This is a genomic window from Geofilum sp. OHC36d9 (assembly GCF_052400685.1).
Lineage (GTDB): Bacteria > Bacteroidota > Bacteroidia > Bacteroidales > Marinilabiliaceae > CAZHHH01.
On the sequence record NZ_JBQTGJ010000005.1, the window covers coordinates 37,688 to 50,488 of the forward strand.

Here is a 12,801-nt window from a genome sequence, read left to right on the forward strand (position 1 = left end):
TTTAGGTTAATAATGACAGCTAATTTCTAAACGAAGCAACTGTTAAAAGGACAAAAATCATCGTTGGCCAACACGTCTTCCCTCGTAGTCCAAAAAATAGCAACGATGATCTTACCCAAAACCGACAAAAGCGGCCAAAGCCGCTTTTATCACCCTTCACTATTTCAATAACTTCTTCACTTCCCGTTGCCCACTGGCAGAAACCACCACCACATAAACCCCGGCTTGATCGGGTAATACCAGAAATGTTTTATTGGTACGTGCTTCCGACTCGCTCAGCTTCTCGCCCAATGAAGAATACACTTCTATACGCCCGAAGCCATCTAACAACAACTCCCGATCAATACTAACGATGGCACGTCCTTTTACCCCTACAATATTAATCCCGGGCACATCGGTTTCCTCTTTAACTTCAGCAACCGAAGTCGCGACTTCCTGAACAGACGATTCTGACACCTTAAAAGACAACACAAAACGATCGTTACTATCTCCTATTACCGAAGGGGTATAGGTATAAGCGGTTTGTTCATGTAAATCTATTTCAGTTTCTGTAATATTATCCAACAAGTACACCTCCATATGTTCATTAAACTTCGATAAATCAAATGTCAGCGTAACATCATCGGCAACCCGGTTACGAACACTTATGGGAAGTTCATAATCCCCGTCAAAATATGGCAACCCATTAATTGACAAGGAACGCCCATCCGTTTGAAAAAATATTTCGGGAATATTTTTAGACCCGTTAAAATATTTACGCGCATCACCCGCATCACTTCCTTCTACCGCATTATCCGAAAAGTAAACAACAGCCCCATCGCGACCAATCCCGTTGCTTGATACAATACGAATAATATCAGTGGAGTCAGGATGTACCGAAGCACTCTTTAACATGGCACCTTCAAGGCCATGCGTCTGAAGCGAAGGATCTATAGTAAGCGATGTTGCGTCATTAGCATAAATCCAAAGACTTTGATAAGGTGGTATCAGTGCCATATTGGCTTCCATGTCAGTATCACCGGGATAAAGAGCCACTTTAGCTCCTTCGGGCGAATATCTGTTATAAGTAATGAATGTCATCTCAGCATCAACGCGTGTCCGATACCATAACGTACCGCTAATATCAGGTCTCTCCCACGATGAATCCTCCCAATTAAGAAAACTGCCATAAGGATTCGCGAACAAATTATAACCGGACGAAGTGTACTCTCTGGTAACTGCGCTATTATTAAGCTCTCCGGTATAACTAAAAACATTATCGTCGCCTAGCGCTGAACTGTATTTAACCAAAGCACCTTCAAGATTTTCAATTGTGGGATTGGTTTCGCTGGCGGAATATTTAACCCACTGATTTCTGTATAAATAAACGGATGCTTCCGGATTTGTAGCATCAAAATAAGTAAAATCAGGATTTGTCATGGGGCTGGCTAAATAGTACCATTGATCCGTCGGTATTGTCAGTTCAACTTTAGCCTGTCCCGTTATAGTGCCATTGGCAATAAAAGAAGCCAAGCCATTCTCTTCGGTATTACTTTGCAAAACTAAACCGCCGTTATCTGTAATTGTAACGTCTCCACTTACGGTAAGCTCAGCGCCGGGTTCCAACGTAAGAACAGCTCCCGAATTGATGGTAACAGAAGCAAGAATCTCCTCACCCAAATCGGCACTTATCACCGGATTATTGCCAGAGGCCTTTATTGTAACATCAGAATTATCTGCAGGTAAAGTATTTTGGCTCCAGTTACCGGCATTGCTCCAATCCGTATCTGAACTACCATTCCAGGTGTATAAAGCATCATTATCTGGTCTGACAGAAATCCCGACACTCTCCACTAGGTCAATCAAATCCGGCTCATTATCAATAAAATCGTCTAAAAGACCATAATCACCTTTTGAAATATCCCCCCATCCCGGATCATCAATTTCGGCATCCGGATTCAGAATATATAAATTATCAGAAGAACTATTCATGCCCCCTCCAGCATGTGCAAAATTGCCCCCTACAATCAGATCACCATCCAGTTTAATATTGGTATTAGACGAAGAGCTATAATCGCCGGTAACTATAATAGTTCCCTTAACCTGAACACTAGAGCCCGTGGAGGTGAGATTACCATGAACAATCAATATACCGCCATCATTTACCGTAATACCAGCCGACCCGGTCAAATCGCCGAATATTTCAAGAGTGCCACCACTCTTAACGGTGAAGCCTCCCCATAAATTATTTTCATAATTTCCCAAAACCTTGAAATAGCCGGAAACCTCTACACTTACCGGTGTAAAAGAACCATTACGCGTAATCACAGCACCTTCGCTAATGACTAAATTTTCATCAACGACACCGTCTGTAGACGGCGCATGAGTAACGTATGTTTTCCCCTGCTTTTTCTCCTGCCAAACCGAAACATCCTCATAATCCCCTACTACACTGGCCTTTGACAAATAATCTGCCAATCCATTAGCAGAAATACTTAAAAGCATCAAAGGGATTAAAACCAACCTCAGGTAAAATTTATTCATAGCTTAATTATTAATATCAACAACACATCACAACACCACATAAACTATCTACAAAACTCAATGATACATTCAAATTAAGCACATCGCTTAAAAATAATATAAACTCAATTTATCGTAGCAGACAAATTTACTGTTTCATTTTGGATTTTCTACGTTATTAAATACTGTAAGTTACAAAAAATCAATAAAAACAAAGATGCACATACGAAAACCCGTGCCCTGTATAGAATAGAAACAAACAGATTAACAGGTAGTTTTAATACAAGACAAAAAATACAAGTTAACAGTATGATTTTTAAATATTAAACACCGAAAGCAAAAACCAAATATCACACAACAAACCACTATAAAACAATCAAATAGACATAAATAAAATTCGACAGAAAACTAACATAAAAACAAAAATTCTTTTTCATTCATCTCCCGAATGTCAACCTTAAAGCGTTAAACTTTGTTAAATATGCATTCTAAATAACAACTCAAATAAAAATAAATTAAACCACTAATTATCAATTCATAACAACCACACAAAATAAAAAAATAATCGCTTTCTATATTAACAGTCAACTTTCTCCATTAAAATTTGAACAACCCTAATGAAATCAAGTCATAAAACGAGGCATTTAAGATAGAAAATTTAAAGTTAAGGTATGCGCAGCCCTGAGAATTTGAGTTTTCTGGTATAAATAACCATTTTGAAAGCAAGCGTAACACAAAAGTTGGGCTTTACCGACAGACTCCAATTACTAAAAAAATGGTAATATTACCCATCAAACAACAATGAATGAAGAGCAACACACCACATCTAAACAAAGAGAGCTACCTGCAATGGCTGGCATCATTGCTGAAGGACGGTCAAAGTGCCAAAGTCAGAATCAGGGGACTGAGTATGTTACCCTGGTTAATTCCGGGCGATGGCATTACGGTACAGCCTTTAAATAAAAACAGACTGCGAGTAGGTCAGGTCATTGTTTTTCAGGGTGAAGACAACTGGGTAGCGCATCGGCTGATTAAAATAAATCCACAAAACAATACTTACATAACCCGTGGCGATGCCAACCTTCGAAACGACAAGCCTCTCTCTCTCCACCAGATTAAAGGAATTGTTATAATGGTATCACCAAAACATTTTTTTTGGTCAAATTGGGCATTGGGAAGAACCGGGAAATATTTGGCCACACTGCAACCCTATACTGCGCCACTTTTTTGGTTGATGGGACGAATTGCACTGGTTATTCGTCGTGCGATGAAACGAGCCATAGGAATTATTTCACACACATAGGGATAATTAAACCAGGCGAGTTCCATATGGCAACTAAGAGACAAATTATAATCATATGAAACGAGCCATGGGAATTGTTTCACACACAGGAGGATGATTAAGCTAGGCGAGTTCCAGATGACCTTAAAAAACAAAATATAATCATATGAAACAGATCGGTTGGCTTCCCCCCCGACCCAAACAACCAGTCCAAACAACCTTCCGATCTTAATAACAAATGATTTAATGGATAAAAAGCCCGTTGTCAAAGGGACAATAGCACAGGCAGCAGCTTCTCAATCCCACCTAGCGCTGCCTTTACAACACAAAAAAACAAGCGGCACGAAGAAAAACTTCACACCGCTTGTCACTGATCACTTGCTTACAAAGCAACATTTCTTATTAGGCTCTAACAATCGTCTGTTCTCTGTCGGGTCCCACAGAAACAATTGTAATAGGTACATTCAATGCCTCCTCCAAATATTTAATATATTGAACCAATGCTTCCGGGAAATCATTTTCTGATTTAACACCGGTAAGATCACACTTCCATCCTGGAAGTTCGGTATAGACCGGCTCCAGCCCATCGGTCAATTCGTATGGAAAATCGGTAACCTCTTTGCCATTAATTTTATATGCGGTAGCCACTTTTATCACATCCTGATCACTCAGCACATCACTCTTCATCATAATAAGACGGGTAACGCCATTAATCATTACACTGTATTTCAGCGCTACAAGGTCAAGCCATCCACAACGACGTGGACGACCGGTTGTAGACCCAAATTCATTGCCATTTTTTCGCAAATTATCACCCACCGCATCAAACAATTCTGTCGGAAACGGACCGGCCCCAACGCGCGTGCAATAGGCCTTGAAAATACCAAAGACTTCGCCAATTTTAGTAGGAGCAATACCCATTCCGGTGCAGGCACCCGCACAAACAGTATTTGAAGATGTGACAAATGGGAACGAACCAAAATCAATATCCAGCATGGTACCCTGTGCACCTTCAGCCAGAATACTCTTACCCTGTAGCAAATAATTATTAAGCAAATTCTCACTGTCCACCAAACGAAACTGCTTAATGGCTTCAATACCTTCCTGCAATCCGGCTTCGTACTCTTCAATATTAAACTCGAAACCATACATCTCTATTAATTTCAGATGCTTGGCCTTTAAAGCCTCATATTTGCTGTCAAAATTATCCAACAAATCGCCGACACGCAATCCATTGCGCCCTGTTTTATCCATATAAGCCGGACCAATCCCCTTGAGGGTAGACCCAATCTTAGTAACGCCCTTTGAAGCTTCTGATGCCGCATCCAAAACACGATGTGTAGGTAAAATCAGATGTGCCTTTTTTGAAATGACAAGATTTTTGGTAGGATCAACCCCACGGGCTCTCAAGCCATCCACTTCTTTTTTAAAACTAATGGGATCGAGCACCACACCATTACCAATAACATTCATCTTATCGGCATGGAAAATACCCGATGGAATATTATGTAATACATGTTTGATATTATCAAATTCAAGTGTATGCCCGGCATTGGGACCACCCTGAAAACGGGTTATCACATCATATTTGGGTGTTAATACATCCACCACTTTTCCTTTACCCTCATCACCCCACTGCAATCCAAGTAAAACGTCTGCTTTCATTATCAAAATTTTAATAAGGATGGAGAAAACTTCTCCTGATATTTTAAAAACTTTTAGACCATTCAATGCAACCTGTCGGGATTCGGATTTAACCCAACAAAAAATCGGAAAACCAGGCCCAATATGCCATGACTTTCCGATGTGTAAAAATAGACATTATAAATGGTTTAACCTCCAAATCACTATTTTATTTTAAAAAAAGAGCTGACAGGAAAGCCAATTATAAACAGTATCAACTAAAAATATCACGCAAAAATTGATTTTTCGTGCGAGCACTAAGTAAAAAGGCTCACAAATACCACCACCAATCAATTACACAAATGCCCTCCACTCCTGTTCATTCTTCTTTTGCCAATCCAATCTTTCTGCTAATTTTGCGTTTCATCATGTCCGAATTAGCAACCTTAAATATTATGTATCTTCCCGGTGTTGGTCCACACCGGGCTGAGCTGCTGAAGCAGGAGCTTCGTATCGTTTCCTACGAAGACCTGATCTATTATTTCCCGTATAAATATATCGACCGAAGTCGCATCTATACCATACGGGAAATTGATGGCTCCATGCAGAATATTCAACTAAAAGGTAAGATAACCGACCTGCGCACCATTGGCGAAGGACGAGCCAAGCGCATGACAGCAACTTTCAGCGATGCCACCGGCTCAGTTGAGTTGGTATGGTTTAAAGGACTAAAATTTGTAAAAGGCAGTCTGAATGCCGATCACACTTATATACTCTTCGGGAAACCGTCGGTTTTCAACGGCTCCATCAATATTGTACACCCCGACATCGAACCGTATGAAGAAGGGAAGCCCCGCATAGAGGCAGGCTTGCAGGCGCATTACAACACCACGGAGAAAATGAAAAATAAATTTCTCAACTCCAAGGCCATTCACAAACTATTACATACGCTGTTCATCAATTATAAAGGTAAAATTCCGGAAACCCTGCCTGCCTATCTCATTGAAAGGCACAAACTGATGATTCTGGATGAAGCACTGCGAACAGTTCATTTCCCAAAAGACAATCAAACACTTGAAAAAGCCCGTTTTCGGTTAAAGCTGGAGGAACTTTTTTACATACAACTGAATATTCTAAAACTCAAAAATCAAAGAACCGCATACACCAAAGGCCATATTTTTGGAAAAATAGGTGATTACTTTCATCATTTTTATAATGAACATCTACCATTTCAACTCACCAACGCACAAAAACGGGTCATCAGGGAGATGCGGCACGACATGGGTTCGGGACACCAGATGAACCGGCTGTTGCAAGGCGATGTGGGCAGCGGCAAAACACTGGCTGCTCTTATGGTGATGCTCATTGCGCTCGACAATAATTTTCAGGCATGTATGATGGCTCCCACCGAAATTCTGGCCACACAACATTACGTCACCATCAGACAAATGGTAGAACCCCTCGGCATCAAGGTGAGCCTGCTTACTGGCTCCACAAAGAAAAAGGAGCGCCAGATCATCGACCAGGAATTACGCAACGGGACATTACAGATACTCATTGGCACCCATGCCCTGATTGAAGATACCGTGGTATTTAATTCTCTGGGACTCGTGATCATTGATGAGCAACATCGTTTTGGTGTAGAACAACGCGCCCGCCTTTGGAAAAAAAACGCACAGCCACCGCACGTTTTGGTGATGACAGCCACCCCCATTCCACGAACTCTGGCCATGACGGTTTATGGCGATTTGGACGTATCAGTCATTGATGAGCTGCCGCCGGGACGCAAACCGATTCAGACGGTCCACTATTTTCACAACCGCCGCAACCAACTCAACCGATTCCTGCGTCAGGAAATTGATAAAGGACGACAAATATACGTGGTCTATCCGCTCATCGACGAATCGGAAAAAATGGATTTTAAAAATCTGTCGGAAGGCTACGAATACATGAAAAAAGCGTTTCCCGACAATGAAGTGACAATGGTTCACGGACGCATGAAACCAGCAGACAAAGACGCAGCGATGGCTGAATTCGCCTCCGGGAAGGCGCAGATATTGGTTGCGACAACAGTTATCGAAGTAGGCGTCAATGTGCCCAATGCTTCGGTAATGGTCATTGAGAGTGCCGAACGCTTTGGTCTGTCACAGCTACACCAGCTACGTGGTCGGGTGGGTCGCGGCGCCGAGCAAAGCTATTGCATACTGATGACCGACTACAAACTGGCTGAAGAAACCCGCAAACGCATGGAAATTATGGTGCGCACCAACGATGGCTTCGAAATTGCCGAAGCCGATATGAAAATGCGCGGCCCGGGCGATTTGGAAGGAACCCAACAATCAGGTCTTCCCTTCGAATTAAAAATAGCCAATCTGTCACGCGACAGCCGGCTGCTACAGGTAGGCCGACAAATGGCCGAAGAGGTATTGAAAAACGATCCGCTTCTCGAGAAACAGGAAAACTTTGTACTGTCGAAACAATTGAAGAAACTGGCCCGTCAAAAAATAAACTGGAGTATGATAAGCTAACACAAATAAAGTCCTGTAAACCAACATCCCAATGCCACACATTTTATCGCAATCGAACACCGAGCCGGGATTTTTTTTACCTTTGTTGCCATGCTTGATGAAATTACAATTGAATCATATTACAGCAACAACAAATGGTTGCCAGTAGTCGATGTCCGGTCGCCCAGGGAATTTGAAAAAGGTCATATTCCCGGTGCGATCAACATACCCCTTTTTTCCAACGAAGAACGTGCCCGTGTAGGGACAATATACGTACAAAAATCACGAGAAAAAGCCATCGAATTGGGCTACAAATTTGTGACACCCAAACTCCAGCATTTTATAGACGCCTCACGGGCAGTGGCTCCCGATGGAAAAATTGTCATCCACTGCTGGCGTGGCGGCATGCGCAGTCAATCGTTTGCGAAACATTTGCACGACAATAACTTCAGTGAAGTTCACGTCATCCACAATGGTTATAAAGCCTATCGCCACATGGTGCTCAATCTTTTTGCGCAACCGTGGAATTTAAAAGTTGTGGGAGGATATACAGGCGCCGGCAAAACGCACCTGCTTCACTATCTCGATGAGCAAAACCATCAGACGATTGATCTCGAAGGATTGGCCCACCACAAAGGATCTGTATTCGGCGGCATCGGACAACCTGAGCAACCCACATCTGAGCAGTTCGAAAACAATCTCTATGAAAAAATGAGACTGCTAAATCCAGCAGCGCCGCTGTTCATTGAGGACGAAAGCCTTAAAATCGGCAAAGTTTCGATGCCACAAACACTGTATCAGCAAATTCGTTCGGCAATGATTTACTTCATCGATGTGCCACGCGAAGAAAGGGCCCTTTTATTGGCCAACGACTACAACTTTGACAACATCGAACCATTGGCTAACGCCATTATAAAAATAACCAAAAGGCTGGGTGGGCTGGAGACGAAACAAGCCTTAGAATTACTATATCAACGAAAGTTTTACGAGGTTGCCCTTACCAGCCTTAACTATTATGACAAAACCTATTTAAAAGGACTTCAGGATCGTGACCCCAATAAAATAAGAATGATACCCTGTTGCGACACCACCCCGTCATTAAATGCACAACGATTACTGGACTCCGTTAAACAAGATGAATGTATAACAACAAACTAACATATATGGAACCAATCAAATTAACCAAATACAGTCACGGAGCAGGCTGTGGCTGCAAAATATCGCCCAGGGTATTAACGACCATTCTTCACAGCACCATTGAACCGGCAATAGACTCACGACTGATTGTTGGCAACGATAGCCGCGACGATGCTGCCGTTTACGATATGGGCGATGGCACAGCCATCATCAGCACAACCGACTTTTTCATGCCCATTGTTGACGATCCGTTCATGTTTGGGAGAATTGCAGCAACCAATGCCATCAGCGATATATATGCCATGGGAGGAACGCCGCTTATGGCCATTGCCATTCTGGGATGGCCCATCGACACCATCGATCCGGCTGTGGCACAGCAAGTAATGGAAGGCGGCAGGTCGGTCTGTAAAGATGCAGGCATTCTGTTGGCAGGCGGGCACAGCATCGACAATCCCGAGCCATTGTTTGGATTAGCCGTAACCGGACAGGTTAGCCTGAATCAGCTTAAACGAAATGACACTGCCACCCGCGGCTGCAAACTGTACCTGACCAAACCATTGGGAGTCGGAATTCTGTCGACGGCCCAAAAACAAGGAAAATTAAAACCAGAACACGCCGACATAGCACCTGCCTCCATGGCCAAATTAAACCAAATAGGCGTTCAATTATCAAAAGTAGCAGGCGTAAAAGCCATGACCGATGTTACCGGCTTCGGCCTATTGGGCCATTTGACCGAAATGTGCGAAGGCAGCAATCTGTCGGCCGTCATCGAAATGAATAAAGTACCTGTATTTCCTGAAGTAGCTGAATATATTGCACTCGGCTGCATACCCGGAGGCACTAAACGCAACTGGGAAAGCTATGGCAGCAAAATAAAACTAACCAATGGTATTGACAAAACTGTTATATGCGATGCCCAAACCAGTGGCGGACTGCTTATAGCGGTTGATGAAACCGGCGATGAAGAGGTGAAAAAAATACTGTCAGAAAATGGGGTAAAACCCACTGTCATTGGTGAACTGACAACCAAAGGGGATACTGTGGTTACCGTGATTTAAAAAAGACAAGACCAGATAGACTGAATAGCCCTGTGTTGCGCGACAAGCCCAACACGGGGTTATTTATTTAAAAAGGCATCCGGCTCAGGCATTTTAAGGATATACTCCTTACCCGTTGAGTTGGTAAGATAATTTTCACGAAGCCAGGGATTCAAATCTTTAAATTCACGATAAGTCGTACCATACCCGGTGGCAAAATCGGCAAAATCCGCGATGGCACCGCTAATCACAACATCATAAGTGGGAATAACAGGGTATAAATCCTCGTCATCCAGATAAAAACCATACTCTTCCGGAGCAGAAAAAATAGACTTAAGCGCTAAAATTCTAAAGACATAACGAGAAGTCTCTTCACTGAGTAAAAGATCATAGTAACTGACAACTTTCTGCTTGTCTATCTGTCGGTTAATACCACGGGCTCCGGCATTATAGGAGGCAGCAGCCATCGTCCATGAACCAAAACGTTCATACGATTTCTTCAAAAACAGACAAGCCGCCACCGTACTCTTTTCAATGTGATATCGCTCATCCACCTCATTATTCACTTCCAGACCATACTCTTTCGCTGTTGCGGATAAAAATTGCCACAAGCCGGCAGCTCCGGCCGGTGACACAATCCGTTCCACAAAGCCACTTTCAATCAAGGGCAGATATTTAAAATCGTCGGGAACGCCCTGTTCTTTCAAAATAGGTTCTATAATGGGAAAATATCTGTTGGCCCGTTTTATGAGAAGCAAGGTCTGTGATTGCCAATACGTATTAACCAGCAATTCACGATCATAACTTTCACTGACATAAGTCCTTTCAATAGGAACATGCTCTCCCGCAAAAGATAACTCTGATGGCATGGGAAGCGCCTGAATGCGATAATTATCGCCCACAAAAGCCTCTGTTGAAGCATTTTCAACAAAAGCATCCGGGTCAGAGGAATTAACGAACATAGTAAAAACGAAAAAAATGATCACCGCAGTAGTAAATGCAGACCATATTTTAACTCTGGCAAAACGGAAATTCAAATTCATACACGCATATATCAAACCTCTCAAAAAACATCACACAAATATAATGCTTACGTATTAATTTAACCTATTGTTTCACCCACAAACACTTCATTTTAGAGGGTAAAAAACACACAACAAAGACTATTATCCTGTTTAATCGAGACCCCACCCTAACAGTCAATAATCTGAACAGGGAAGTTAAAATCAGCACTGGCGAAAATCTACAAATGTGAGTTACCAGAATAAACAACCATCCTGAAAACAAGCGTAACAAAAAACAACGCTATCTGCCAGAGCCCCTTACGACCAGTCAACTTCAGGCCTTTTTTCTACGAAGCTTCCGAAAAAGAAACACTATAAAAAGCATTTTAAAGATAACCCCCAAAGAAATCATCGTCGTAATTAAATAGGGATGATAATCAAACACCCGCAAACGGCCGCCCCCGATCACCAACGACAAACCCACCAGAAGAAAAAGAAGCTCAATGCCCGGTTTGAACCATCCTTTAAATATAATCGTCAAAAGATAACTGACTTTAAGCGTGATTCCGGAATAAATCAAGATATTAGACAATAAACCGGGGCCATTCGTAACGCGAATAATAATCCCTGTAATCAAAAGCACCAATCCAGTGTACAACAATAATTTAAGTTTCTTCATTCCCATTATTTATTTGGAGAAACTCCCCCATACAACATCACAAAACACGAACAATCATTCTTTCGTGCCTCCTAAAAACCCCGAATAACGCTTATTGTTCGACTGAAACAAAAAAAATAAAAAAAAACATCCTCACCTAACTACAAAATGAACAATCCGGGTTTTAGATTCTTTAATAATCCGAAACACCATAAAAACAAACCCATGAACCGATTGATAAACGTAGAACAACCAGGCGATATACTACCAGCCTACCGCAATACTCCCATTGGCGACTTACTTGAATACCACAATCTGGACCGTCCTTTGGATACGGTGTTAAATGCTCAAATGTTAATCGGCATGTGTATGGACAATCGCAAGCACCTTCGCATACCCGATAACTTTGCCTACATCATTCGCACCGGAGGAGCGAATCTCCGGTACAGCGAGTTCAAAGTCTCGTACGCCATAGCGGTTGGTGGCGTCCGACACATTGCTGTACTGGCTCACAGTAATTGTGGCATGGTCAATCTAAAAGCAAAAGAAGAAAGTTTTGTAAACGGATTAATAAACGAAGCCGGCTGGGAGCCCGAATTTGCCCAGAGTCATTTTATGCACTTTGCCCCCATGTTCGAAATAGGCAACGAAATAGATTTTGTGCTTAGCGAAGCGGCACGTCTTCGTAAACGCTATCCTAAAATCACCATCGCGCCGTTGTATTACCGCGTTGAAGACAACCAGCTCTATCAGCTGAAGGAATAAAACCTACATAGTATTTGTCTATAAAGTCAACTTCTGCGTTACGCTTGTCATAAAAACAGTCATTTACGAAAAGTAAACTCCTTAATTTTTTTGACGTCGCAAGCCTTGAATTTGAACTTTATATCTCAAACACTTAATTTTATAGACAGTCTCTACATAGTGTTTGCAAAAAAGGGCAAATTACTCATAGGGTTCATTTTGGCATTGGTGAATCGCTTCGCTTATTTCTGCGTTATTTTCGTTTTTGAAACAGTCATTTACAATTAGTAAACTCCTTGGTTTCAAA

General features: G+C 42.1%; 9 protein-coding genes. 5 read left to right on the top strand and 4 right to left on the bottom strand.

Translation table 11 applies throughout. The features are described 5' to 3' along the window. Nucleotides 1-159: 159 nt before the first annotated feature. Nucleotides 160-2,523: a hypothetical protein gene (locus ACT3CD_RS07495; protein ID WP_444644424.1), complete on the bottom strand. Its 2,364-nt coding sequence runs from the start codon at nt 2,521-2,523 to the stop codon at nt 160-162. Nucleotides 2,524-3,307: 784 nt separating this feature from the next. On the opposite strand from ACT3CD_RS07495, the gene ACT3CD_RS07500 reads away from it, so the two are divergent. After that, a complete protein-coding gene (locus ACT3CD_RS07500; RefSeq protein WP_444644426.1) occupies nt 3,308-3,805 on the top strand; it encodes a signal peptidase I in 498 nt (165 codons plus the stop codon). Nucleotides 3,806-4,186: 381 nt separating this feature from the next. Here the strand turns inward: ACT3CD_RS07500 and ACT3CD_RS07505 are convergent, their stop codons facing one another. Then, nucleotides 4,187-5,449: an adenylosuccinate synthase gene (locus tag ACT3CD_RS07505; RefSeq protein WP_444644428.1), complete on the bottom strand. Its 1,263-nt coding sequence runs from the start codon at nt 5,447-5,449 to the stop codon at nt 4,187-4,189. 266 nt (nt 5,450-5,715) lie between these two features. On the opposite strand from ACT3CD_RS07505, the gene recG reads away from it, so the two are divergent. From recG to selD, 3 genes are all read left to right on the top strand, one after another. Then, nucleotides 5,716-7,935, top strand: coding sequence for an ATP-dependent DNA helicase RecG (recG, locus tag ACT3CD_RS07510; protein ID WP_444644429.1), 2,220 nt, complete (start codon nt 5,716-5,718; stop codon nt 7,933-7,935). 90 nt (nt 7,936-8,025) lie between these two features. Continuing rightward, nucleotides 8,026-9,072: a tRNA 2-selenouridine(34) synthase MnmH gene (gene mnmH / locus ACT3CD_RS07515; protein WP_444644431.1), complete on the top strand. Its 1,047-nt coding sequence runs from the start codon at nt 8,026-8,028 to the stop codon at nt 9,070-9,072. Nucleotides 9,073-9,077: 5 nt separating this feature from the next. Further along, nucleotides 9,078-10,109 carry a selenide, water dikinase SelD gene (gene selD, locus ACT3CD_RS07520; protein ID WP_444644432.1) on the top strand — a complete coding sequence of 344 codons (1,032 nt, stop codon included), beginning with the start codon at nt 9,078-9,080 and terminating at the stop codon, nt 10,107-10,109. Nucleotides 10,110-10,168: 59 nt separating this feature from the next. Here selD and ACT3CD_RS07525 read toward each other — a convergent pair whose 3' ends face one another. Together ACT3CD_RS07525 and ACT3CD_RS07530 are read right to left on the bottom strand one after the other, a co-directional pair. After that, nucleotides 10,169-11,131, bottom strand: coding sequence for a lytic transglycosylase domain-containing protein (locus tag ACT3CD_RS07525; RefSeq protein ID WP_444644434.1), 963 nt, complete (start codon nt 11,129-11,131; stop codon nt 10,169-10,171). A gap of 295 nt (nt 11,132-11,426) precedes the next feature. After that, complete coding sequence (locus ACT3CD_RS07530) at nt 11,427-11,771, bottom strand: hypothetical protein (protein ID WP_444644436.1); 345 nt, start codon at nt 11,769-11,771, stop codon at nt 11,427-11,429. Nucleotides 11,772-11,975: 204 nt separating this feature from the next. Here ACT3CD_RS07530 and ACT3CD_RS07535 point away from each other — a divergent pair, with 204 nt between their 5' ends. Further along, nucleotides 11,976-12,515: a carbonic anhydrase gene (locus ACT3CD_RS07535; protein WP_444644437.1), complete on the top strand. Its 540-nt coding sequence runs from the start codon at nt 11,976-11,978 to the stop codon at nt 12,513-12,515. Nucleotides 12,516-12,801 lie beyond the last annotated feature (286 nt).

Excerpts from the sequence above, each read along its gene's own strand:
- ACT3CD_RS07495 (WP_444644424.1), bottom strand. The coding sequence starts at position 2,523 with ATGAATAAATTTTACCTGAGGTTGGTTTTAATCCCTTTGATGCTTTTA.
- ACT3CD_RS07500 (WP_444644426.1), top strand. The coding sequence starts at position 3,308 with ATGAAGAGCAACACACCACATCTAAACAAAGAGAGCTACCTGCAATGG.
- ACT3CD_RS07505 (WP_444644428.1), bottom strand. The coding sequence starts at position 5,449 with ATGAAAGCAGACGTTTTACTTGGATTGCAGTGGGGTGATGAGGGTAAA.
- mnmH (WP_444644431.1), top strand. The coding sequence starts at position 8,026 with ATGCTTGATGAAATTACAATTGAATCATATTACAGCAACAACAAATGG.
- selD (WP_444644432.1), top strand. The coding sequence starts at position 9,078 with ATGGAACCAATCAAATTAACCAAATACAGTCACGGAGCAGGCTGTGGC.
- ACT3CD_RS07525 (WP_444644434.1), bottom strand. The coding sequence starts at position 11,131 with ATGAATTTGAATTTCCGTTTTGCCAGAGTTAAAATATGGTCTGCATTT.
- ACT3CD_RS07530 (WP_444644436.1), bottom strand. The coding sequence starts at position 11,771 with ATGAAGAAACTTAAATTATTGTTGTACACTGGATTGGTGCTTTTGATT.
- ACT3CD_RS07535 (WP_444644437.1), top strand. The coding sequence starts at position 11,976 with ATGAACCGATTGATAAACGTAGAACAACCAGGCGATATACTACCAGCC.